This window comes from Pirellulaceae bacterium, assembly GCA_029243025.1.
Taxonomy (GTDB): Bacteria; Planctomycetota; Planctomycetia; order Pirellulales; family Pirellulaceae.
Genome location: JAQWSU010000045.1, coordinates 236,678 through 260,111 on the forward strand (window position 1 = coordinate 236,678; position 23,434 = coordinate 260,111).

Annotated in this window: 19 protein-coding genes and 2 tRNA genes; 6 read left to right on the forward strand and 15 right to left on the reverse strand. The window is 53.0% G+C overall.

What is annotated here, in order from left to right:
• Positions 1-103 precede the first annotated feature (103 nt).
• The 4 genes from P8N76_19865 to P8N76_19880 form a co-directional block, all read right to left on the reverse strand.
• On the reverse strand, positions 104-1,384 hold the full coding sequence (locus P8N76_19865) for a hypothetical protein (GenBank protein MDG2383940.1): 1,281 nt from the start codon (positions 1,382-1,384) through the stop codon (positions 104-106).
• A 491-nt stretch (positions 1,385-1,875) separates the two neighbouring features.
• Complete coding sequence (locus P8N76_19870; GenBank protein MDG2383941.1) at positions 1,876-3,027, reverse strand: GTP-binding protein; 1,152 nt, start codon at positions 3,025-3,027, stop codon at positions 1,876-1,878.
• An 81-nt stretch (positions 3,028-3,108) separates the two neighbouring features.
• Positions 3,109-3,546 (reverse strand): SUF system NifU family Fe-S cluster assembly protein, encoded by a 438-nt coding sequence (locus P8N76_19875; protein MDG2383942.1) that lies wholly within the window; start codon positions 3,544-3,546, stop codon positions 3,109-3,111.
• A gap of 118 nt (positions 3,547-3,664) precedes the next feature.
• Positions 3,665-4,273, reverse strand: a complete 609-nt coding sequence (locus tag P8N76_19880; GenBank protein MDG2383943.1) for a hypothetical protein — start codon at positions 4,271-4,273, stop codon at positions 3,665-3,667.
• Between the two features lie 280 nt (positions 4,274-4,553).
• On the opposite strand from P8N76_19880, the gene P8N76_19885 reads away from it, so the two are divergent.
• Positions 4,554-5,018, forward strand: a complete 465-nt coding sequence (locus P8N76_19885) for a transcriptional repressor (protein MDG2383944.1) — start codon at positions 4,554-4,556, stop codon at positions 5,016-5,018.
• A 539-nt stretch (positions 5,019-5,557) separates the two neighbouring features.
• On the opposite strand, the gene P8N76_19890 is transcribed toward P8N76_19885, so the two are convergent.
• From P8N76_19890 to P8N76_19905, 4 genes are all read right to left on the reverse strand, one after another.
• Positions 5,558-5,631: transfer RNA gene (locus tag P8N76_19890), tRNA-Ile, on the reverse strand.
• 651 nt (positions 5,632-6,282) lie between these two features.
• Positions 6,283-6,414 (reverse strand): hypothetical protein, encoded by a 132-nt coding sequence (locus P8N76_19895; protein ID MDG2383945.1) that lies wholly within the window; start codon positions 6,412-6,414, stop codon positions 6,283-6,285.
• Positions 6,415-6,576: 162 nt separating this feature from the next.
• Positions 6,577-8,193 (reverse strand): arylsulfatase, encoded by a 1,617-nt coding sequence (locus P8N76_19900; GenBank protein MDG2383946.1) that lies wholly within the window; start codon positions 8,191-8,193, stop codon positions 6,577-6,579.
• A gap of 179 nt (positions 8,194-8,372) precedes the next feature.
• Entirely contained in the window at positions 8,373-8,657 is a 285-nt protein-coding gene (locus P8N76_19905; GenBank protein ID MDG2383947.1) for a hypothetical protein, read from the reverse strand.
• Between the two features lie 265 nt (positions 8,658-8,922).
• Here P8N76_19905 and P8N76_19910 point away from each other — a divergent pair, with 265 nt between their 5' ends.
• Together P8N76_19910 and P8N76_19915 are read left to right on the forward strand one after the other, a co-directional pair.
• Positions 8,923-9,312, forward strand: a complete 390-nt coding sequence (locus P8N76_19910) for a VOC family protein (GenBank protein ID MDG2383948.1) — start codon at positions 8,923-8,925, stop codon at positions 9,310-9,312.
• A 209-nt stretch (positions 9,313-9,521) separates the two neighbouring features.
• A complete protein-coding gene (locus P8N76_19915) occupies positions 9,522-9,857 on the forward strand; it encodes a tyrosine-type recombinase/integrase (GenBank protein MDG2383949.1) in 336 nt (111 codons plus the stop codon).
• Between the two features lie 52 nt (positions 9,858-9,909).
• On the opposite strand, the gene P8N76_19920 is transcribed toward P8N76_19915, so the two are convergent.
• From P8N76_19920 to P8N76_19930, 3 genes are all read right to left on the reverse strand, one after another.
• Positions 9,910-9,994: transfer RNA gene (locus P8N76_19920), tRNA-Leu, on the reverse strand.
• Positions 9,995-10,075: 81 nt separating this feature from the next.
• Positions 10,076-10,405, reverse strand: coding sequence for a rhodanese-like domain-containing protein (locus P8N76_19925; protein MDG2383950.1), 330 nt, complete (start codon positions 10,403-10,405; stop codon positions 10,076-10,078).
• Between the two features lie 137 nt (positions 10,406-10,542).
• On the reverse strand, positions 10,543-11,709 hold the full coding sequence (locus tag P8N76_19930; protein ID MDG2383951.1) for a DUF1559 domain-containing protein: 1,167 nt from the start codon (positions 11,707-11,709) through the stop codon (positions 10,543-10,545).
• A gap of 427 nt (positions 11,710-12,136) precedes the next feature.
• Here P8N76_19930 and P8N76_19935 point away from each other — a divergent pair, with 427 nt between their 5' ends.
• From P8N76_19935 to P8N76_19945, 3 genes are read left to right on the forward strand one after another with little or no spacing between them, the layout of a single operon-like run.
• Positions 12,137-13,465, forward strand: coding sequence for a CCA tRNA nucleotidyltransferase (locus P8N76_19935; protein ID MDG2383952.1), 1,329 nt, complete (start codon positions 12,137-12,139; stop codon positions 13,463-13,465).
• 18 nt (positions 13,466-13,483) lie between these two features.
• Complete coding sequence (locus P8N76_19940) at positions 13,484-14,101, forward strand: hypothetical protein (protein MDG2383953.1); 618 nt, start codon at positions 13,484-13,486, stop codon at positions 14,099-14,101.
• A 17-nt stretch (positions 14,102-14,118) separates the two neighbouring features.
• Positions 14,119-14,289: a hypothetical protein gene (locus tag P8N76_19945; protein ID MDG2383954.1), complete on the forward strand. Its 171-nt coding sequence runs from the start codon at positions 14,119-14,121 to the stop codon at positions 14,287-14,289.
• Between the two features lie 42 nt (positions 14,290-14,331).
• Here the strand turns inward: P8N76_19945 and P8N76_19950 are convergent, their stop codons facing one another.
• The 4 genes from P8N76_19950 to P8N76_19965 all read right to left on the reverse strand — a co-directional run bounded on the left by P8N76_19950 (position 14,332) and on the right by P8N76_19965 (position 23,399).
• Positions 14,332-18,798, reverse strand: coding sequence for an SdrD B-like domain-containing protein (locus tag P8N76_19950; GenBank protein MDG2383955.1), 4,467 nt, complete (start codon positions 18,796-18,798; stop codon positions 14,332-14,334).
• A 37-nt stretch (positions 18,799-18,835) separates the two neighbouring features.
• Positions 18,836-19,918, reverse strand: coding sequence for a WD40 repeat domain-containing protein (locus P8N76_19955; protein MDG2383956.1), 1,083 nt, complete (start codon positions 19,916-19,918; stop codon positions 18,836-18,838).
• Between the two features lie 342 nt (positions 19,919-20,260).
• The gene (locus tag P8N76_19960; GenBank protein MDG2383957.1) at positions 20,261-21,565 is read right to left on the reverse strand and encodes a citrate synthase; all 1,305 of its coding nucleotides are present in this window, start codon (positions 21,563-21,565) and stop codon (positions 20,261-20,263) included.
• Positions 21,566-22,049: 484 nt separating this feature from the next.
• On the reverse strand, positions 22,050-23,399 hold the full coding sequence (locus P8N76_19965; protein ID MDG2383958.1) for a peptidyl-prolyl cis-trans isomerase: 1,350 nt from the start codon (positions 23,397-23,399) through the stop codon (positions 22,050-22,052).
• Positions 23,400-23,434 lie beyond the last annotated feature (35 nt).

A 23,434-nucleotide genomic window follows, 5' to 3' on the forward strand; every position in this document is an offset into this window, starting at 1 on the left:
TCGCAAAAGACATACGATAACGATGCAGCGGAGAAGATGCTCGAGGAACGACACGCGTTGCGACAGGATTTACTACGAACGAATACTTAACAGAGATGAGCCCTCACGGACAAAGGCTGAACGACCCTCCCGGCCGACCAGTACGACTACGTAGACTGGCGACAAGCAAGATCACCCCGAAAACTATCCCGCTTGAGCCTACGGGCTCTGGAACGGAGTTCGCGATCGAAGGGCGCAGCCCCTTTTCATAACCGCTGTCTTGAAATGCCATGACCAGGTCGCTACTCCCAAACTGCCCACTGGCGTTCCAATCTCCCTCACGCCAAGTTGCTCCCTCTTGAGATTCATATCGACCCGCTTGAAACACAGACACCAAGTCCGTGCTCGAGAATTCGCCATCCAAATCAACGTCGCCGTGCCATGTGTTGGCAATCCGAGTCACCCAATTGTCGAGATCTGAAACGCTCACTCTATCATCTCCGTCGAGATCAAAGCGAAGGTCAGTCGAATCCGTTCGAATGGAGGCGACAAGTGCCTCTGCGTCGCCGACACTAAGCTGACCGTCAAGATCAAAATCCCCGGGTGATGTCGGCTCAGACAACGACTCCTCGAAGAACGCGACGGCGCTCTCGTAATCATCGATGTCCGCACCGTAATGCCAAATAAAATAGAACGGGTCCGAATCGGCAATCGCAGCGCGGTTGGTCGACATCCCAAGCTGGATGGCGTAGGTCCCTAAAGGTGGCTGCGAGTCATCATCGGTGGACTCGAGAAACCATTGCAGGTCAGAATGAAAATTGCCCGACGCGGACGCGCGGCCAACCCGATTGCTTGGCGGATTAAGGCTTCCAGATTGCACGCCCGATTCGACCGATAAGATCGTGTCCGGAACAGATGACGGACGATTCCGTACTCGAATCTGAATGGCATTTAGCTGCTCAGGCTGCAATGCTCCGTCGACCCAGAATTGCAGGTCCGACAGGACGTTGTAGACGATTTCGTCGTTTGGCATGATCCCTTGGTCTACATCCGACTCTGACGCAAAACCTGGCAACGTTTGAAACTGCTTGGAAATGCCGCGGGTCGGAAAATAGCTGGTGAAGGTCCGGGCGTTGACCTCAATCTTGCCGGAATCATATTCGAATAACACGTCCGTGTGCCCAAAATTCTGCGCCGAACAATGCTGAAACGGTATCAGTGATAGCGCAACAGCCGCGCAACATGCGCAAAACGAATCGCCAAACTGACATCGACTCGCGGGACGACAACATTTCGAACACGTCTCGAACGCCTCGCACGAACTCAATGAGTCATCCAGCGCGAATCGGCTCTTCACTCGATGCGTTTGATAGGCTCCTTGCACCGTCGGATTTAATGTTTTCATCTAATTGCATTTCCTTGTTGCAGACAATCAAAAAGAGCCTCATTCCCTGCCGTTTCTTCTGTAACGGCAGCCAAGACTCCCAAGGGAATCTCCGACGCAAGCGTGCATGAAATCAATTGGGTAATTTCTGACGTCACCATCGGGCGTGTAATTTAATCCCCTGACAAAAGTCCCCGTCTCAGGGACGCCGTGGCCAGAGGCCGTGGGCAGAGGCCGTGGGCTCAGTCGCAAGGATCGGAGATGGTGGCTCGCAGGGCGGAAGGCTTCCACCTCAGGTCGACCTGCAGAATAACGCAGATGCAATTGCTTTGCAAGTGCGGACTCAGACCCATTAAGCCATGAAGGCATCTGCAAATTTTTTGCACCAACACAGCGAGAGACGTGACGCGGACGAAGCAATCCTTTCGGGATGCGATCTGCGTGCGAGTGCGGTGAGGGTGGCGATGCTGAAGCGATTGGCGTCGAACGCAGACGCATCGTAGCGTCTGCGTTTATTCAGCCAAACACTGAAGCAATTCGATTTCAAACTCGTTCCAGCCCGACGTCTTGCGGTCAAGAATTATTTCAAGGCGACTATCACGCCGATAAGCTGAGGGGGCGTACGAGGTCCCATCCTTGGCTCGATTGATCATCCACCAATCGTCTTCGCATCGAAATACTCCTTTCAATCGAACGATGGGATGGACGTAACCCAACAGATCAAGCAGCTTATCTCGATCAAAGATGTCATCAACGTGAAAGATCCAGCCGCATGCATCATAACCAGGGTCGTCGTTTTGGAATCGAAGTGGCTGGCGTGGAACAGGGCTTCGTTGAGCAAGATCGGTCCCTGCTTGTTTGTCCGGGCCATCTTCCAAGTGATGATGACTGCTTTCGTCCAAATCGAGAACCGGTAGGTCCGGACGGTTCGGTCTTGGTAGTGGGTGGGCATCGGCAAACATCGGAAAACGCACGGTATCGAATACCATATCCAGCAATCCGGAGTCGAGCACGCCGAAACTAGTTTCCAGGATCAATTGTTTCGCTGGGCTAAAACTCTCGACCCAAAGGCGACAGCGATCGATCAACTCGCGATCACGGTTGTCCGTCCAGTTTAAAACGACGATATCTGCCAATTGCACTTGATCTTGAAATACCTCCGTTTCGCGCCACCGAGGATCCTCAAAATCTTTCGGATCGATCAAACAAATGATATTGCGAAGGTCGATGGCCCTGGAGAAATTTGGTCCGCGAAGAATGTCGACGACTTTCGCCGGATGACTTACCCCCGAAGGCTCCAAGATCAAGCGATCGGGTTTCGTACGACGGATAAACTGCGCAAGCAACGGCTGAAACAAAAATGCCAACGTGCAGCAGGCACAACCGCCACCTAACTCCTCAACAGCGATCCCCTCCTTGCTGGATTCAACCAAAGCATGGTCGATGGAGACCATGCCATATTCGTTGATCAGAACCGACCAATTTTCACCCGCGGGGCGCTGATCGATCAGCTTCGCGATGGCGGTTGTTTTTCCCGAACCGAGAAAACCGACGATCACGTTCGTCGGAATACGCTCTCCCTTTTTCCAAGTCATCTTCGGTGCTCCATCTCCCGCATTACCCCAAGCCGACAACTGGGCTGCGGTTTCGAATCTCTGCTTCATCTAGAGCAACATACGCTCGTGTTGGTCGAATCAGACTCCAAGTATCCGTAGCCCCACGACGGTCACTCATGGTATGTAAGGTCAATTAGATTCGTAGTCCTCAATTATTTCGTCGAGCGCGACCCAGGCCATCGCAGCACATTTGACACGTTGCGGATTACGTGACAATGATTCAAACGCCGATAGGTCACCGAGTGCATCGGTCGATCCATCGTATTGCCCCCGAATCAATGATTTGAAATCAGCCGTCAGCTTCCTTGCAAAATCAACGGTCTGCCCTCTGAGTGATTCCGCGAGCATCGATGCTGAGGCGCGGCTGATGATGCACGCATCCGTATCCGTATCCCATTTAACCTCATCGACCACGCCAAGATCATTGATGACGACGTACAAGGTGATATCGTCACCACAAAGCGGATTGTACGCATCGGCACGCCGCGCGGGATCAGCCAGTTCGCCCTGAAATTCGGAACTCTCCCCGTGATCCAGGATAGTGTCGCTATATAATTCGTCAAACATAATCGATATGAAATAGGGATGCAGCAAACGCGTACGCTGGCCCGATCGAACAGAATCGGAAGCAGCACTTGCTGGGTGAACAGGAAAACCAATTGTCTAGCAGCGTCGAGCTGTCACGTCATGCATACCGACGACTCCGGGGAATGAAGTGCTCAGGATGATCTGCCACCGCCGCGCCTAGCATCCGCCAGGCGTAAGTCATCTGCTCCGGTGGCACCGATCCGTCCTTTCCGTTCCAATCAAGCAACGTCTCGGCTCGGTAATCAATTCCCGCGCGCTCTGCGATCCAAACTTCGTACTGGTGAACCCAATCAATCAAGGTCAACAACAACCGCTGGCAGCACGGCACCTGGCCTGCACGCGGTGAAACAAGTGGTGGCAAGTCTGCCACCAACCATGGCGGCCGAGACAAATCCGCCGCCGGAGTGAACTGCGGTTTGAAATCGAAGCGACGCAGGAACACACCTCCCCAGCGGTTGTCGCCACAGAACAGGCCGAAACCTCGCAAGATGACGCGCGACGTCGGTGATAAATCCAACCGGTAAAGACTGGCAGCGCTGCTGCCCGTCGGCTTTTCGATACGCTGAAATCCGTGCTGCACCAGAAGGTTTCCCTCGGAACCCTCGATATCGCGTCCCCAGCACCAAATCTGCTGGTTCAGCAGACTGGCCGCTTGTTGTGCCGAATCCGGGAGGCCAACTGCCGTACCGTCAGACCCTCGCTTCACAGTAGCTACTCCTCTATCCCTCAACTGACTGCGTCCAGGCTGGAAATGAAGTAATCAGTTTTCAATCGCCTCCAGGCCCAACGCCTCCTTCGCGACCACAGATGCGACTATATCACACCTGCAATCCAATTGCAATACCTAGAGGCCGTCGATCGCCAGCAGTAGACTGTAAAGGAATGCGTCTTACTTGACTTGCTATTGCAATGCAGTTGCAAAGACATTTGCCGCTGGCTAGAATTCCATGTGGACAGTCAACCTCGATAGGGGAGTAGCCTCGCGCATGAGTCGTACTAAAACAGACGCCGCTTGGGCGAAGCAAGCGCTGCGAGACGTGTCTCTACGTGCTACCGCTGCAAGAGTGGCCGTATTGAAGCTGCTGGCGTCAGAAGGGGCCCCGATGAGCCACTCGGAGGTCGTTGAATCGCTTGCCGAGTTTGGATTCGATCAGTCGACGCTGTTTCGCTGCCTGAACGAAATTGCTGATGCCGGACTGGTATCGCGACTTGACCTGGGCGACCAGACAAGACGCTTTGAGCTGAAAAAATCAAGCAGCGAAGCCGAGTTCACCCACCCGCACTTCATGTGCGTCGATTGTGGTGAACTCAAGTGTATGAATGATTTTTCGGTACAGATCACTCCATCACGAGGCCCCCGGCGGAACAGCCTGGGTTCGATCACTGAAATCATGATTCGTGGCCACTGCGGAAACTGCAAGTCAGAGTCGCGCGACGGTCGTACCGTTTAGCGCAAGAGTCGCCTCTCAGTCGTTCCGCTTACCAACGCACGCGGATGAGACTGCAGGTGCGTTCGCTTAGCACTTGGGGAAGTTTCCCACGAAATGCCACACACGTCCCCTGAAAACGTGTACGGCATTTCGCGAGCGAACCCGTGCCAGTCTATGGCCTGGCAAAACTTCGCAGCCGGCAATTCAATCGACGATCGACCGAAGTAGCGGCACGACATCGGACCTGCTGCGCACGGACGTGCCCAAAATTCCGCGCATTCCAATGAGAAGTCGAAGCGTCAACCTGCGGGGAGGCCGCTGTGCATCCTAAATCGTACAAACGATTAATCGTGATCCGTACGACGACAGCGGGCCGATCATTGCGACTCTGTCCACTTTGCCAAAACTGACGAAGAACACAGAGACTTTGACAGAGATCACAATCCCTCCCTGACAAGGCGGTCACCCGATAGCATTCAAGCTGCCAAAGCGATATCGCGCAAGCTGAGAAAAAAACAAGCTGTCATCCCATGTCTCTGGGAAACACAGGATGACGCAAATAGGCCCGGAGGGACTCGAACCCCCGACCAAGGGATTATGAGTCCCCTGCTCTAACCAACTGAGCTACGGGCCCGAAGGCCATTTTGCTGCTATCAAAACGCGGCATTCAAGCCAAAACGCATTCGTCTCTGACTAATGATCACCCTGAGCAATGCAACTTGCCCGACAAAAATTGGCAACTCATCCCGCTATCTCTTCCTGACAACAGGAGCAAGGATGAGACAGGACAATATTCTAGCAAGGAGAGGAAACGGGCAAAACCACACCCGAATTCCCATCGCCACAATAAGAAACTCGCCCAACCCGCAAAAATGGAGCGAGATGAGCGATGCCTTCAGTCCCTCACTCAGCAAAATCAGAAAGTGAGGACACGGAGCATTGGCGATTGGGCTTTTATTGAGTGGCGCCAAGCCCGCGAAGGCCGTAAAACCTCCGCCATTGCCTCACGCTCAGTAAGTCGAGAATCGGAGCGAATCTTCTGGGCCAACCTTAGCGCGATCACCGCAACCGCGAGACGATGGCTCGATCACCTAGCCAGTATGGCAACGAAAACTGAAGAGACATCGGCAGAAGATGACAAGCCGGCCATTGCGGCTAGGCAGCTGCATTACCCCGTTTCATTACCCCGTTTCATTACCCCGTTTCATTACCCCGTTTCATTACCCCGTTTCATTACCCCGTTTCATTACCCCGTTTCATTACCCCGTTTCATTACCCCGTTTCATTACCCCGCTTCATTACCCCGCTTCATTACCCCGCTTTGCGGCGACGAGTCCCGAACCGTTTCATCAAAGGCGTCCATCTCCTCGCGGATGACGGCTTTTGCCGAATGGCGTGGATCATCGTTATTTTCCATGGCAGGTACGCCACAGTTTATTGCCTGGTGACGTGTCAAATCCCGTTGGCGATCGACACTTTCAGCTTTCGGACTTTCTCGTAGTCACCTGCTTAACACGATGTCAATCCATGTCCAAGTATCTTGCCGCCGCCAGCACGGCGACGCCTTTCGATCGTCGGACTATCGACCGCGAGCGGCCCCTTCAATCATCTTTTGAACCTTTTCCAGATTGAAGGATCCCGGAGTCTGGCTGGGTGGGTACTCTTGCATTGTCATCAGAAAGTTCCCGGCCAACTGCTGCATCGGCAAAATTACATAAGGACGATCCAAAAACCAATCGTGGTAGGTATTCGAATTGTGTTGAGCTTTTTCGAATGGATCGCGGCGGAGGTGAAATAGCAGCGGAATTCGCAATTCCGTAAACGGCTCTCGCCAAAGTTGGAACGTTTGGGCGCGGTTTTCCTGGAATACAGCCTTCCATGGACCTAGCCGCATGGCGACAATCGCGCCATCATCATTGACGTAGACAAACTCTTTCCGAGGGCAAGCCTTAATGTTTTCACTTAATGTCTTATGCTTATTCGCGTTAGACAAATACGCGTTCATATCATAGCCGTCGATGTAGTTCCGATACTTGCGACCATTGAGTTCGACTCCTTCCTTGAGCTTTTCTTTGATGTCGGCAGCGCCGGCGACAGACGCAAAGGTTGGAAGCCAGTCTTCGTGAGAAACAATTCCATTGACCGTCTCTCCCGCAGGATATTTCTTCGGCCAACGCACAAAGGCGGGAACCCGATAGGCACCTTCCCAGTTGCTGTTCTTTTCACTGCGGAATGGAGTGGTCGCGGCGTCGGGCCAGGTGTTGTAATGCGGCCCGTTGTCGGTGGAGTAATACACAATCGTGTTGTCCGCAATATTCAATTCATCGAGCAGATCGAGCAATTGGCCGACGTGCAAATCATGCTCCACCATTCCATCGTGATAGACGTTGCCGTCGGGTCCCGAGAGCCCGGTGTGCTCTTGCTTCACATGCGTGCGAAAGTGCATTCGCGTGCCATTCCACCAGCAAAAAAAAGGTTCACCCGCAGCATTCTTCCGCTTGATGAAATCGATCGCTGCTGCGACCGTTTCGTCGTCGATGGTTTCCATGCGTTTCTTCGTGAGCGGGCCCGTGTTCTTGATCGACTGCCCTCCCTTTCCATCCGCCTTGCAGTGCAGGACGCCACGCGGTCCGTACTGCTCAAGGAACGTCTTTCCGTTCGGTAAGATTAGATCGCGGGGATAGTCGCGGTTTTCCGGCTCCTCTTCGGCATTTAAGTGGTACAGATTCCCAAGAAACTCGTCGAATCCATTCACCGTCGGCAGGTGCTCATCGCGATCACCTTGATGGTTCTTACCAAACTGACCGGTCGCGTATCCCTGACTCTTCATGACCGTGGCAATGGTCACATCCGTTTTTTGCCAACCTTCCTTCGCACCAGGCAGACCCACTTTGGTCATTCCGGTCCGCACAGGCACATTGCCCCCCAGAAAAGCAGCCCGTCCTGCGGTACAGCTCTGTTGTCCGTAGTAATCGCTAAAGGAAATTCCTTCCTTGGCAATGCGGTCGATGTTAGGCGTTTCGTAGCCCATCATTCCCCGATTGTTGTGGCTAATATTCCAAATGCCGATATCGTCTCCCCAAATAACAAGCACATTGGGCCTGTTCTGAGCCGATGCGTGATGAGCCAAAACGGCCGTTAGACCAAACGCTACAAGGGTGGTGACCGGAAAAAAAAAACGGTGATGTCTAAACACGCTGTTAGTCCCTTTCGAACAGATTCAATCAAAACCGGAACGCCCGAGAGTGCGCCCTGAATTTCATCTTAGCGAGAATAATTCCTCGATCTTTTATTTGACCCTGTCAGTCTGCTTTTCCATGGTGCACTGACGCCGATCTCACCTCCGAAGAACAAATCTCTCCAGCAACAATGGCCTCATTGAATGGAGATTGACGTGGCTCGCAACATGGCAGCGAAACCGCTGAAGTAACGGACCAAAGTTCCACGCGCATTGTTTCGGATCTTGCTCATTTTGACAAGCTGATCGTCATGCGTAAAAACCATCGCTTTTCGATTCGTTGAATTGTCGCAGTCGATACGGCTCGGCCCCAATCCGGCAGATGTCAGCAACAAGACCAACAAGCGGAAAAACTCATGCTCACTGATAATGGATGCAGCATCCTCATCAAGCAATGCGTAGTAGTCGAGTTCAGTTTTCATCGCCCAAGCCTCCGATGAACCATCAATACGTCAATCGGACGTTCAGTTCCACCGTGTAAGCCGATGTAGCCCGTGTGTCGCGACGATCCTACCCCGCTAAGTGTATCCCCGCAACGACGCAGCCTAAGATAGTCAAGCCTCTTCTTACAGGATTGATGCTTGGTGGAATCCGGAAATCGAAGGCCCAGTGCGTGAAGAATTGAAATAGAGTACAACAGAAACGCCCGGTTTCCATGTCATCTCACACACACCTGAGCGAACCATCATGCAATTCGATCATGTCGCTTTTGAGGTCGTCGATCTTGACGCGTCGATTCGATTCTACGTCGACCGGCTCGGCTTCGTCGAAACCTGGCGGCATCGCAACGACAAGGAAGCGGAAGAGTGCGTCTTCCTTACCGCCGGCGATGTGCGGCTGGAATTGCTCTCCCGGCTGGAGGAGGGAAAGTTCCAGCGACATGAGATCGGGCCACCCTACTGTCCGCATCTGGCGATTGGGGTCGACGACATGGACGCGGCCGTTGCCAATCTGACGGAACACGACATTCCGATCTTGCGTGGTCCGCTAATCGTCGAGGGCGAAGTTCGCTGGCTCTACTTCGCCGACCCGGACAACAACATCATTGAATTCGTGCAATGGCTGCAAAAGAAGTGAGAATATCTAACACGTCGAGTCTGCCGCGCGGAACTGATCGACACCTGCTTTTGACTTGGAATCGATAGTTGTGCGTGAGCTGGCCGCCGCTTAGACCACTGCGAAAAGGAAAGGCAGCGCACTACTTACTCCACGGTAGGGTGGCGAGTCCCCACAGACTCTCAGAGGTGATGAAGCTGTCGTTCCGATTGGGTGAAACCATCAAGACTATGGAACGCCGTCCAACCGAAGAGGGCTACGTCTTCACACCACACAAACTCGACGATAGGTCTGGACGTCCAGCTCATCAACAGGTCGGGAGGATCATCCGTCGAGTTGGTAAATCCGCCGGCATCGAGGTCAACAAATCTGGAATGCACGCATCGGCACACTACCTGCGGAAGACGGGTCTGCAGCGACTGGCGAACGCCGGCATACCACCAAGAGACCTGCCGTTTGTCGCCCGCCACAGTGAGATCAAGACAACCCAGACCTTTTACATTTCCAACGACGCACATTCGATTGCAGATCGGCTTGGGAACATTTCTGGGAACATGCAAGTTTGAGTCGGTGCCCCAGGGCAGTGCCGAAAGAGCGTTTGGCACCGCGATATAAGAGTGGGCCTGAGAGGAGTCGAACCTCCACGTCCGTTAAGGACACTAGAACCTGAATCTAGCGCGTCTGCCAATTCCGCCACAAGCCCTTGTCGCCACGTCATCCGCGGCTAATGCTGTTATAGGCCAATTAGGTCAGCAACCGCAAGTGGCCAGCGGAACGATGATCATCAATACCGAGGCAATTCCGGGGCAACATGACATGCCCACGCATCGATGCCGCCCTGCATGTTCTGCACGCGTAGAAAACCCTGAGCACGCAACCAATTACAAACCATGTCGCTGCGGCCACCATGGTGGCAATAAACCACAACATGCTTTTCTCGGTGCTCCTCCAATTCGGCAACACGTTGAGACAGCTCACCCATCGGGATAAAAACAGAGGCCTCAATCGAAACCAGCTCCCGTTCTTCCGGATTACGACAATCCAAAAGCAGGAAGTCAGCGCCACTATCCTGTAATTTCTTCACGCCCAGAACATCAATTTGCTCATCTAACATGCGATCGCTCATAGCTGTGCCGAAACTACCCCTCGCCACCAAAACTCGTTGCCCGGAGACCGGAAAGAGATTTAAAAAAAACTGCTGCGTCCCTTTCGGCACGCAGCAGTATCGATTGTCATCAGATCTTTCGAAGACTACATCGCATCTGGATCAACTTGCTCACCACCACCACGAGTAATCAGGCGTAAGTAGGCCGTTGAATCAATCGAGTCCGAAATGGCTTGCGTGTGACCATCCGCATAGCTGTGGATGACAACACCACCGCTGTGATCACTACTGGGACCCCAGTCGCGAGCAACGCCACCTTCGTAGGTGCCTTCGCTGGCGTACCATGGTTCGGGATTTTCGCGATTCGAATCAAACGGATCCACATTCAAGTAGGACTTGCCTTGGTTCAAGCCGGTTCGGGTCATATTAGGATCTTGATTGAGACCCATGTAACCGTCTGGCTGCACCATGATATTGCCGGACATTCCCGAATCAACATCAGGCATGAAACCAATAACCCAAGCAGATTGGCCGGAGAACCATGAGTTCATCAGCTCTGCTTTGGACTCGGTGATGATGACCGTCTTCGACGTCCCATCCGTCAGTTCACGAATCTTCAATCCACGCATAGTTGGCGTCATCTTGGAGATAATGGTACCGCCCAGGGTGGGGTCATGGTCATCGACGTAACCGGAGCGATCACTGCAACCTTTGGTAGCAGCCGCGATGGCCACATAGTTGTTACCAGCCACCTCTGCATCGCCAAGATTGTAAGCACCATCCATTACCGAAACAGTTTCACCCGCGAACGAAGGGCACTGCAGGAAACCAACTTTGGTCTCCGCGAGGTGAGGACTGTCGGGCAGAGCTGGGTTCGATCGCACTAACGGCGAAAAGGCCGGTCGTGTGAATTGCTCACTGGAACGAGCAACTTGGTCGTAAAGAGTGTCTTCTTCCATAAAAGCCAGACATTTCACAATCCAGCTATAACCGTCATTCTTCCATCTTTGTCGACCGCGTTGATCAACGTAGTAGTCGTCGTTTGCAGCACCCGGTTCAACCTTACCAAGGTTGCTTCGATTCCCCGTTCTGGGAGGAGCCGAGTTTGCCAACGGGAAACGGCCCGTCGTACTTTCGTGATTGACAACCGCCAAAGCGAGTTGGCGAGAGGTATTGATGCAACCATTCCGGCGAGCCGCTTCACGAGCAGCATTAATGGCCGGCAGCAGCAGCAACACCAAGATGGCGATAATGGCAATCACCACCAAGAGTTCGACAAGGGTGAAACCTTGTCTGCGACTACGCGTCGTCATAGGGAACCTCCGTAAACAGAAAATAGAAATAAAAAAATGAGACATCGAGAATGATCTCGCACCTGCCCCTTCCCGAAAAATAAAGCGAGCAAACACTCGCCTGGAATTCGAGAAATCAGCCTTAATTTAAGCTGGAATACAGTCAATAGTCAATAGTTCGGGCGATCAAGCCCACCCGGAATCCCGATAAGTTTCGGACCCCGTTGAAGATAGGATGGCTCTTCCACGATCATTTCAATATCCCTTATTCTTACGCCAGAAAGATAATTCGTGCAAACATTTGCGGACCGCTGCCCGTGGATCGATTACACCGATCAATGTTTTCCAGCGAAAAACAGTCAAAACCCAGGAAAAAAGAGGGAACCGTGGAGCAAGATGTCAAGCGAACCCGGCGGCCTAGCCCCCTCCCTTTGAGGGAACCACTCCCGTGACGCCCCCAATCGACCCACAACACGCTCGTCAATTCGCCTTGAAGATCGTTTCGACGCTCCGCCATGCAGGCCACCAAGCTTACTGGGCGGGCGGCTGCGTTCGAGACCAATTGTTGGGAAAACAACCCCAAGATTACGACGTGGCGACTGCAGCCCATCCAGAACAGATTCGCACCCTTTTTGGTCGACATCGAACCCTGACCATCGGTGCGGCGTTTGGAGTCGTGACAGTACTGGGGCCGCCCGGTGCGGGACAAATTGAAGTCGCAACTTTTCGACGGGACGAAGGCTACAGCGACGGCCGACATCCTGATCAGGTCGCGTTCAGTACGGCCGAGGAAGACGCACGTCGACGAGACTTCAGCATTAATGGACTGTTCTTCGATCCGGAAAACAAAGAAATCATCGACTACGTTTCAGGTCGAAATGACATTCAAGATCGTGTCATCCGTTGCATTGGCAACGCAAGAGAACGATTTGATGAGGACAAGCTAAGAATGCTTCGCGCGGTGAGATTCGCCACCACGCTCGGCTTTACGATCGAATCGACAACCTTCCAATCAATGAGGACATACGCCGATCAAATCGACTGCGTGAGCCCGGAGCGGATCGCCGCCGAAATGCGGCGGATCCTCGTGCACCCCCATCGACTCACGGGACTCAACCTCTTGCGGGAAAGTGGACTATGGCGAATCGTGCTTCCTGAATCCGTGCTTCCTGAATCCGTGCTTCCTGCGCCCCCTTCTCGGCACCAGCCACAGCAACTATCGACTTGGCAACCGCTGAAGAATCTTTTGGAACATCTATCCACTCACGACTTCTCCACGGCAATCGCGGCCTGCCTTTGGCCTGTAGCACAGTACTCAAATAGAACACGTGTCGCCGCAGAACTAAGTCAGCGTTGGCGATTATCCAACGACGAACACAAGCGAATTGATTGGTTACTTGCCCATGAATCCGAGTTACGTCGCGCGCCACAAATCCCATGGCCACAATTACAGCGAATTTTGATCCATCCCTGGATCGATCACTTGGTGGAATTGAGCCGAGCAATCGCACAAACCCAAGCGGGTGAACAAACGGCTATAGACTATGCAGCACAGAAGCTACAATTAGCTCCCAACGAGCTAAACCCAGCTCCTTTGATCAATGGAAATGATTTGTTGGCAGCCGGAATTCCCCGGGGCCCGCAATACAGTCTCATTCTGCAGGCCGTTCGTGACGCACAGCTCAATTCCCAAATTAGCACTCAAGACGTCGCGATCGAATACGCCAAACAATATTGGAACGAGAGCCGCGATGAATCGGCCCTGGACAACAACTAACGGTAAACCACACGATCAATGATTGCCTTTGATATAATTTTTCGCTGGATCCATCTCCTGACTGCTGCAGTGCTAGTTGGTGGTATCTTCTACCAACGATTCAGCCTGCTGCCCTCACTTTCATCCATTTCTGGCGACGCACAAAAGCATTTGGAAGAAGCATGTCGAAGCCGTTGGGCTCGGATCGTGATGCTAACAAGCGGCTTGTTGCTCGTGTCAGGGCTGGTCAATGCGGTTCGCATTCTGTTAAAAGACGAGTTCACGGGTGACATGTACCCGTTGCTACTGATGGTCAAAATGATGGGCGCACTCGCCATCTTTTGGATTTCGGCCGTACTGTCGGGACGAAGTGCAATGGCGATCAAGTTCCGGGAACGAACTGCATTTTGGCTCAACGTCAACGTGCTGCTCGCCATCCTCGTTATCGTCGTGGCGGGAGGCATGAAAATGACAAAACGAGCGACGACGATGGGCGACGAGATAAATTGCAGGTCCCAAGACATGGACCTTCTGGCCCGAGGCGTAATTACCTCGGGAGAATTGCTGCCTGGGAATGGCATCTACGCATCGGATTTCCCACAGCCGATAGTCGTGGCAGTTTCCCAGCAAAGATCACCCGCACAAAACACCACCTAGTCAAACAAGGTTATGCGATGGATAAAAAAGCCAAGAAGCGAATCGAAGTATTACGACAACGAATTGTCAAAATCCAACAGCAATTGTCTGGGGCCCGCCAACAGGACGACGAACCGGGCGAAGTGGAACGACTCGAGCAGGAGATCAACGACGTCAAAGCGGAAATCGAAAAGCTGAAGTCGAGTTAGCTCGCATCATCAGGGCCGGCAAATCAAGCGCCGGCAAATCGATTAACGAGGATCGATCTCGGCGAAACGGATCGGCTGTTCAACAACTCCAACATCGTCCGTACCGTCGCCATTCCAGTCGCCAACAACCGGCCGTCCTCGTGGTGCAGCAACCACCTGATCTCCCTCATCAATCCGGTGGTTTCGGTTCGTATCCATGATAAATTGAGCACCTCGATAGACGGCAATTTCATCCACCCCATCACCGTTAAAATCTCCCACGACCGGGATATCACCGACCGACCCGAATTTGGCCTCAATGTCATCGTCGCCGAAGTTGCCATCACCGTCGCGATCCAGCCGCCATTCGCCTTTTTCGAACACTCCGATCGTGGCGACCCCATCACCATTCCAATCGCCTGCCACGGGGTGATTGCCGATCGCACCGTAATGAAAGACGTGATCGATTTGATCAGATCGTGTCTCGCCGCGGACCGTGTGTTTTAAGGTACGCGTGGCCTGATCCGTTTCATCACCGTTGTCATGTGCCAGATTCTTTGCCTCACCATGGGAGTCACTTTCTCGGTCTGGCAATCCCCGTTCGCGTCCAACCGCGCGTGGATCACCCGACCAAGCAAGGCCGTAGATCCCAATGTCGTGCTTGCCATCGCCATCCCAGTCGCCTGTAACTGGCAGATCCCCCTGATGGCCCAGTTGGGCCCAGAGATCGTTTTCATCCCACTTGCCATCGCCATTAAGATCGATAAACCACTGGCCTTCCGCGAAGACGCCAATCTCGGTGAATCCATCGCCGTTGAAGTCCCCCGTCACGGGAATTCCATGTTCGATTCCGAACAGGCGTTCCAGCGTTTCACCATTTTGGATCAAGAGCGTCCATTTCATTTCGTGAGCAGCCGGATTGGACCAAGCAATTTCATATTGCCCATGCTTAAGCCATATAGGTCCTTGTGGCGGCACCCGTTCACCATTGCCGCGAGGCGAGCCACCATCAATCACACTCAGATGCCACGTATTGGACCAAGCGTTTTGTGCAAAACCATAGCCGGGCACTTCATAACTCAGCAACTCCAAATCCGGCACGCGGACTGGCTCAATCACCGGAATCTGCAGTCGATAAGCAGGCAAGGCAGCGACGGGGTCTGGGCCGTCGAACGGCACCACGATCAACTTTCGCCCGACATCAATCTCACTAAAATTATTCTGTCGGGAGTACTGGCCTGGCGGCAGCGCGATCCGCACGATCGCATCAAAGTTCGGGTCACTTTCTAATGCATCTAAGATGGTGGGCTCAATCTCATCTTGACGATTGATCGCGACCGAAGGAATCGTACCACCCGAGTCCAGACCGTCGATAAAGCCATCGGGTTGGATTTGGTAGACGGCATAATTTCCTTTATGGAGTCCCTTAAACAGATAGAAGCCATTAGCATCCGTGGTCGTCGTAATCGGTCCTTCAGGATAAACACCCGGCAAGGCAACCGCAGACGCCAGAAGCGGTATACCCGTCACGCCATCTCGCAACTCCAGCACGACATCTTGCAAGCGCTGATCGTCTGGTGTCAGCTCACCATCGCGAAGGGTCGTGATGTCGTCGGGCAAAGACTGGCCCACTTGCAACTGGATCACGGGGCCATCTTGGAACACAAAACCTGAAATGAGGGAGGGAGGTTCCTCGCAAAACGCGTAATCAGTCCAAGCATCGCCTGATCCCACAACGATCTCGGTGATCAAATCCGCTTCCCCAATCTGACCGCCACCAGAACCAGCACGCTGTCCTCCTTGAAAATATCCGTCGGGTTGAATCTCGCGAAGCGCGTAAGTTCCAGGTAACAAATCGTCGAAAAGGAATCGCCCGTCACCCCCCGTCAACATCGCATCGACAACCTGCCCCGTCTGATCGAGCAGTTCAACTCGAACCTCCACGAGCCCTGTTTCTCCCTCTTGCTGGCGACAATCCGCGTTCAAATCGAGATGAACCACGCCCTCAATCCGGCCCAACCGCATCTCACCGAAATTGTAGTCCTGTCCTGATTCCCCCCAAGACAGTCGCAGTTGACCGATCTGATCGCCCGGATTTTCTGCGCGTCCTTCTGGTCGACCATCGACGTTACCGGCCAGATCGATACCGTCGACCCAACCAACGGGTTGTTGCTCGCGAATCGTGTAAATCCCGGCAGGCAACCCTGAAAACTCGTAGCGCCCCGCTGCATCGGTTTGCGTCTCGGCGATTCGCTGCCCCATATCATCGAATAACGTGATGCGGACATTCGCGATCCCTTCCTCAGCGGCAGCTCGCTGACCGTCGTTCGAGCGATCATGGTAAACCACCCCACGAAGTCGGGAGGGTGGCAATTCGCAGAAATCATAGTGAACGGCCTGTTGTCCGGAATTCAGCTGCAGCCCGACAATCTGGCTCGGATCCAACACTTGTCCCATCGCTTTCCCAGCGACCAAACCGACTTGAGCGGCACCCTCAAACAATCCATCCGGAGTCCGCTCGACAATCGAATAAACGCCGGGCATTAAATCGACAAACTGATAGTTTCCCTCAGCATCAGTGCGAGTCGATGTCACCAATTCACCAACTTCGCTCCACAACTCAATCAAAACATCCGGCAACGGATGTGCGGTAATCGAATCAGCAAAGCAGTCAGCGTCAACTCCCGACAAGTGAACATTTCCTGAGATTCGAACGGCTTCTTGCTCACAAAAGTCAAACGAAACTCCTGCTTCACCAGACACGAGGTCGATCTGGGAAATCCGTCCGCGTCCCTCCACAAAGCCTCGCGACAATCCGTCAACGGTTCCTACCTGCGCCGATCCATCGATCAAACCGTCCGGTGTTTTCTCGACGAGCGAATAGACGCCTGGAGCCAAATCACGAAACTCATAATACCCTTGCTGATCGGTAACTGTTTCGGCAATCACAATTCCCTGATCATCTTCTAAACGCACCACAGCGTTCACTACAGGACGATGATCGATCGATTCATCAAAACAATCACCAGCCAGGCTGGGAAAATGGACCTGTCCACTAATTGACACAGGCAAAATCTCACCAAAATCGTAGTCGCGGCCAACCGATCCCGACGAGAGAAAAATCTCATCTATTCTATCGCCAGGATTAATGGCGGTTCCAATCGACACACCATCAATTGTCCCAGCGCTGTCGATCCCATCGAGATAGCCGGGCGGTTGTTCGACTTCGAACAATTCATAGGATCCAGGCATCAGGTTTTGAAATTCATAAAAACCATCCAGATCGGTAACAGCCACTACTGCATCCTGCTCGTCAAACGTGTCGCCAGGCACAGCCTGGATCGAGACGCCAGCAATGGGCTCCTCTCCATCGTCCGGTTGTCCATTTCCGTTGCGATCGTGGAAGACATACCCGCTGATGGAAGCGGGTAATATTTCACCAAAATCATAATCGACGCCCACGGCCCCGCCTGGTAGGAACACGTCATCGATCATGTCTCCGGGGTTCGTGGCAGTTCCAACCGGCCGACCATCAACGGTTCCGGCCCTGTCGACACCGTCGTAATACCCAACGGGCTGTTCGACTTCGACCAACTGATACGAACCGGGCATCAGGTTGCGGAATTCATAAAAACCATCCGTATCAGTCACGGCCAGTACCGAGTCCTGCTCGTCAAACGTATCGCCGGGTAGAGCTCGGATGGAGACGCCAGCAATCGCACCTTCCTCGTCGTCTCGTCGTCCATTTCCGTTACGATCGTGAAAAACGTGTCCGCTGATCGAGGCAGGGATTGGCTGCTGCTGTAAACGAACGACGGCACCCGCGGTTCGATCCCGTTTCCCATCAACGTTATCGGCCGGCAAATCGAGCGATGTGCCGGCAAATCCATCGTCATAGCGATTAACAAATGTCGCAAGCGTTTCCACGGTCTCGAAATGAGGGGCCGTCAGCGTTGCGGACAGCGAGGAATCATGAAATTCAACACCGGAAGTGACTGGATCGAATCCATCGTTGATTCGTGTCAGCTCGCGTTCCGACGGGTCAAGGAACTCGACCTCGTCCACATCAATCGAAAAACGGAGCACTTCCCCAGCATCGAAGCCATCAAAATCTAACACTAGCTCAGACGATCCATCGACAACGATTGGCGTGACACGGTCGATCCCTTCCCGACTGACAATTGAAAAAGGAAACGATGCGTCAGCTCCGAAACCCGAATCAGTTGAATCAAAAAAGATATCGCCACCATCAAATCCGGCACCATTTTGATCGCCATTAATTACGATCCGTTGCAACTCGGAGTTCGGCGCTCCCCCCTCAAAGCTGACTTCGATTACGTCCCCCTGCGCATCGCTGCCAAAATCCTCTTCAATATAGACGGCACCGACAAAAGCCGGTGCAACGCTTAACATCAGCCGAGGTTCGATCTGTTCGAGACAGGCGACAGGGCGACGACGCGCGATTTGCGAAGAGTTACTCGATTCCTGAGCTGTAAATCGCCGACAACGGCGGATTGTGTTTAATAGCATTCCGAGCTACCTCCATGTGCTCGACCGATGCAGACGATTAGCGGTCGCGTTCTAAAGATGTAGGCTGTGTGGTGTTGGCCGGTGGAACTTTGCTGATCGGTTCGTTCGTACCCTGCAAATTCGCTGTGATGCTGCGATCAAGCTCCTCGAGATTCCATAAACGGATTGTCGTGTCAAATCCACCCGAAACCAGCCAGGTATCGTTGACATCCAACGTCGCCACGGAACCCGTATGCCCGCGAAGCTGCGTCAACATCGATTGATCAACTAAATCCCAAATCCGAATCATGTTGTCGCTACAGGCTGTCGCGAGTCGAGCGTTCGGCAGAGCCGTCATCGAAAACACGCGGCCCGAGGAATTACTGAGACTAAACAGATTGTTACCCGAGTAAATATCCCAGGCACGTATGGCTCGATCCTCACCCGCAGTGATCACATGTTGGCCTCGACGATCAAACGTAATGGCACGTATTCGCTGACGATGGGCAGCGAATGTTTGAACTTCTCTGCCCTGGACCAAATCCCAAATGCGGACTCGACCGTTGCGTCCACCAACGGCTAACCAACGATCATCGGGCGAAAAGGCGGCACAACGGATGTCGCGGCATGGACAGTTCAATCGTTGAACAAGTTCACAATCCTTCGTGTCATAAAGTCGCAATTCGTTCGAAAATCCAACCACCGCAATCCGACTGCCAGCATGATTAAACCGCACGTCGGCCACCGCGCCATTCAGGTCATTCCATGTTGCCAATCGATCTCCGGAAGCAACATCCCACAAGAGCACCTGTCGATCACGTCCGCCAGTAACCAACTGGACCCCATCCGGAGAAAACGCCAACGTCTCAACCCAATCGCGATGACCATCAAATTCGCGAACGATTTGTCGAGCCTTTAGATCCCAAAGGCGCACCAGATGGTCATCCCCCCCCAGAGCGATCCACCGTCCATTGGGATGAAGTCGCACACTACTGACCACAGGCGCCCGACTAGGATCGTCGCCTGCCTGGATGCGGATCACTCGACTAGAAAGATTTAACGATTCAGCCGGCAAGGGACGATGCAGCGTGCCCATGATCACCGTCAACAGTAACATTCGAAATAGCCAGGTCTCTAACATCCACTCTTCCTCGCTGGATAACGCGCGACGAAAGCTCTGCCCCGATTCGTGCTCAATCGGACCGATCAGCCATAGGAGCAATTGCTGTTGCGCAATGCTTTAACTTCTGTATCGGTTGCGAAGACCAGTTGGCTAAGAGGAAAACAAGCGGGTCAAACTTTAGCGATTGCAGAGAATGCAGAGACTTCGATCCCTTGCGGCGAGAAAAAGTCCTGTTTTCCAGTGAAGAACGGCCCAGACGAACAGGCACTCCAGCCTGGCGTCATGGAAAACCGTCAACCCGCAGGCCAATCAAACTCGATCCGAGCCCCGGCCAGCGGGAATAGCTCAACAAAATGGATGCTAGCGGTCTTCAATCGGGACAAAAGAACGCTCGGTGGGTCCCATATAAATTTGTCGCGGTCGGGCAATACGTTTCGTGGGCGAATGGTGCATTTCCATCCAATGGGCAATCCAACCCGGCAACCGCCCCATCGCAAACAACACCGTGAACATCTGAATCGGAATCCCTAACGCCCGGTAGATGACACCGGAGTAGAAGTCGACGTTGGGATACAGGCGACGTTCCACAAAATAAGGGTCATTCAGCGCAACTTCTTCCAACTGTTGAGCCACATCGAACAAGGGATCGTCGATCGACAGTTTGGCAAGCAACTTGTCACAGGCGTCCTTGATAATCAGTGCCCGCGGATCGTAATTTTTGTAGACGCGGTGGCCAAAACCCATCAAGCGGAACTGGTGAGTTTTATCCTTTGCCATCCCCACGTAACGCTCCACATCACAGCCGTCAGCGATAATTTGATCGAGCATGTTCACGACAGCTTCGTTCGCACCGCCGTGCAGCGGCCCCCAGAGGGCGCTGATACCGGCCGAGATCGATGCAAACAGATTGGCGTCGGAAGAGCCGACCATTCGCACCGTGGAAGTGCTACAGTTCTGTTCGTGGTCTGCGTGCACGATCAGCAACATGTTTAGCGCCTGAACAAAATCAGGGTCAAGTTCATACGGTTCACTCGGAACCGAGAACATCATGCGGAGAAAGTTTTCGCAATATGTCAGATCATTTTTCGGGTAAACAAACGGTTGTCCCGCCGATTTTTTGTAGGAGTAGGCAGCGATCGTCGGCAGCTTGGCAAGCAAACGATGAATCGATACTTCGACTTGAGCCGGATCACGCGGATCCAATGAGTCTTGGTAGAAGGTCGACAACGCACTCACTACCGACGACAAAATCGCCATCGGGTGAGCGTCACGCGGGAAGCCGTCGTAGAACGACTTCATATCCTCGTGCAGCAACGTGTGTCGCCGGATGGACATTCGAAAATGCTCCAACTGTTCCTGCGTCGGAAGATCTCCGTAGATCAATAGATAGCTGCATTCGACAAAGTCACAGCTTGTAGCCAGTTGTTCAATCGGATAACCCCGATACCGAAGGATTCCGCGTTCGCCATCGAGGAAGGTAATGGCGCTGGTGGTCGATCCGGAATTGACGAACCCTTCATCGAGGGTAATGGCACCGCTGTCGCGTCGCAAGGAAGAAACATCAATCCCGCGTTCGCCCTCAGTACCCTCAACGATCTGTAGCTCCAACTCTTTGTCGTCCAACGTCAGTTTCGCAACTCCAGCCGAGTCTGCAACTTCTGGCATCGACGTCGTCCTTTCAGAAATATGATTCAGAAACTCTTATTGACTATATTCGGCAACTCAACGTTGGCATCGTCCCTTGTTGGCATCGTCCCTTGTTGGCGATACTCGCGAGACCCCGAACATTTGTGTTGATTGAAAGGCCGAACTCACTACCGATTAGCTTTACACGACTCAACTACCCGACCTACACGGCCGAAAGTTGACCGCTTCACGTTCCAGTCCATTCGTTCCAGTGGGAGATGTTTGGGTATTCCGCAGGACATCCAGCCTCCCCGAGAATTTCCCCTTCTCGACAATGCAGTTTAACCGGGGAAGGCTTGCGGGGCAATTCGCCCAGGCAGTCGCTGCTTATCTTTGCTGCAGGCAACTGTTTATGAGAGGGAAACGGAGTTAGGAGAGGTCAAACTGCCGCAGCTAGTTTACGGCTCCTGGGGGGGGTTTGCGGTCTTCGCCGGCAAATTGCTCCCCTTCGTGTGTCAGTAGATTAGCGTTTTAACGCATTGGATCCGTTCGCTGTTTGGGTTTCCTGCTCGTCGAAATAACTCCAGACATAGGTATCTCGCTTCAGGCGCTCCAAATATTCCTTCACCCGTTCATCCCGTTTCTGCTCTTTGATTTTTTCGCGAATACCGACCTGGGCCTCAGTAAATGGTGTAAATCCCCCCGCTTTTCGTTCCAAAACTCGCACAATATGGAACCCTTTTTCGTCCTCAAGAATCCGGCTCATCTGATTCACCGGTAGCGTGAAAAGGGCATTATCGATCACCTCCGAAACGAGACTCCCCTCGCTTGTCCACTCAGAGACTTCATCTGTTTCCCGATTGAGAGCATCCGATTCGCGATTGGCAATCACCGCAAAGGGTGCCCCCCGCAAAATTTTATTACCCATTGTCGCGGTCTTGTTGTAGGCATCCGCTTTGGATTTTCCGTTCGCAAAATAGGAAGAAACAATCTCCCAGCGTGCTTTGCCGGAGAATGAATATTCGTCTTGGTGCTCTCGATAATACTCCAACAATTCATCATGCGTAATTTCGACATCTCCGTCGGTTTCACGGCGAATCATTTCGCGTGCCGTAACCTGCTCGAAGAACGTTCGACGAGTATTATCCAATGACGTTCCCAAGCCTCGGAGACGGTCGTCAAGCTCGGCGAGTGACTTCAGCTGTGCCTTTTCCATCAAGACTGGCAACTGTTTTTCGTCAAATTGCTGGTAGACCTTGGCTCGTACTTGAGACAAATTCTCTGGGGGCATCGATCGAGTAAAATCGAGGTAGACGACTTTTGATTCGATTAAGGAAGGCATCATCCGCTGCATCAGCATCCAACGCTGTTCTTCCATCTGTTCGTCAGTCGCTCCCGCCGCGTAGGGAGCCAGCATTTCATTGATCCGCCCCAACATATCCGCCGCAAGAATCGGCTCACTGCCCACCGTCCCCATAATTTGGCTGGACTTGATAATCTGCCCGTTCGGAGCCACACTACGCATATCTTGTTTTGCGTCAACAGCTCCGATCGTCGCTTGAGCTTCTTCATTCCACCATTTCGCGTTGTTATCTGTTGCCGACCCTCTCGGGCTGGCATTCGCGTCGGGAGATTTTGCTGACGTATTTTGCGCCGAGGGCGCTTGTCGTCGGTCGTTGGGGGCATCTGGATTGGAGCTATCCGTTTGCGGCAGGACACGGGTCCGACCGGCTGATTTCAGCTCGCCCGCCGCCATATCTGATCGCCAGGGAATGTCGTATTTCGTTGGTGGTAATTCCTGCGAAAGTACGACCGACCAACTTTGCATCGCCAAAGCAACCAGTGCGATTCCTCGCATTGTCTTCAACGACATCAATTCTTGCACCGTGAAATGGATCAACGTTACGG

Excerpts from the sequence above, each read along its gene's own strand:
- P8N76_19870 (MDG2383941.1), bottom strand. The coding sequence starts at position 3,027 with ATGAAGCAGAGATTCGAAACCGCAGCCCAGTTGTCGGCTTGGGGTAAT.
- P8N76_19885 (MDG2383944.1), top strand. The coding sequence starts at position 4,554 with ATGAGTCGTACTAAAACAGACGCCGCTTGGGCGAAGCAAGCGCTGCGA.
- P8N76_19950 (MDG2383955.1), bottom strand. The coding sequence starts at position 18,798 with ATGCTATTAAACACAATCCGCCGTTGTCGGCGATTTACAGCTCAGGAA.
- P8N76_19915 (MDG2383949.1), top strand. The coding sequence starts at position 9,522 with ATGGAACGCCGTCCAACCGAAGAGGGCTACGTCTTCACACCACACAAA.
- P8N76_19925 (MDG2383950.1), bottom strand. The coding sequence starts at position 10,405 with ATGTTAGATGAGCAAATTGATGTTCTGGGCGTGAAGAAATTACAGGAT.
- P8N76_19940 (MDG2383953.1), top strand. The coding sequence starts at position 13,484 with ATGATTGCCTTTGATATAATTTTTCGCTGGATCCATCTCCTGACTGCT.
- P8N76_19945 (MDG2383954.1), top strand. The coding sequence starts at position 14,119 with ATGGATAAAAAAGCCAAGAAGCGAATCGAAGTATTACGACAACGAATT.
- P8N76_19930 (MDG2383951.1), bottom strand. The coding sequence starts at position 11,709 with ATGACGACGCGTAGTCGCAGACAAGGTTTCACCCTTGTCGAACTCTTG.
- P8N76_19910 (MDG2383948.1), top strand. The coding sequence starts at position 8,923 with ATGCAATTCGATCATGTCGCTTTTGAGGTCGTCGATCTTGACGCGTCG.
- P8N76_19895 (MDG2383945.1), bottom strand. The coding sequence starts at position 6,414 with ATGGAAAATAACGATGATCCACGCCATTCGGCAAAAGCCGTCATCCGC.
- P8N76_19960 (MDG2383957.1), bottom strand. The coding sequence starts at position 21,565 with ATGCCAGAAGTTGCAGACTCGGCTGGAGTTGCGAAACTGACGTTGGAC.
- P8N76_19955 (MDG2383956.1), bottom strand. The coding sequence starts at position 19,918 with ATGTTAGAGACCTGGCTATTTCGAATGTTACTGTTGACGGTGATCATG.
- P8N76_19875 (MDG2383942.1), bottom strand. The coding sequence starts at position 3,546 with ATGTTTGACGAATTATATAGCGACACTATCCTGGATCACGGGGAGAGT.
- P8N76_19905 (MDG2383947.1), bottom strand. The coding sequence starts at position 8,657 with ATGAAAACTGAACTCGACTACTACGCATTGCTTGATGAGGATGCTGCA.
- P8N76_19865 (MDG2383940.1), bottom strand. The coding sequence starts at position 1,384 with ATGAAAACATTAAATCCGACGGTGCAAGGAGCCTATCAAACGCATCGA.
- P8N76_19965 (MDG2383958.1), bottom strand. The coding sequence starts at position 23,399 with ATGTCGTTGAAGACAATGCGAGGAATCGCACTGGTTGCTTTGGCGATG.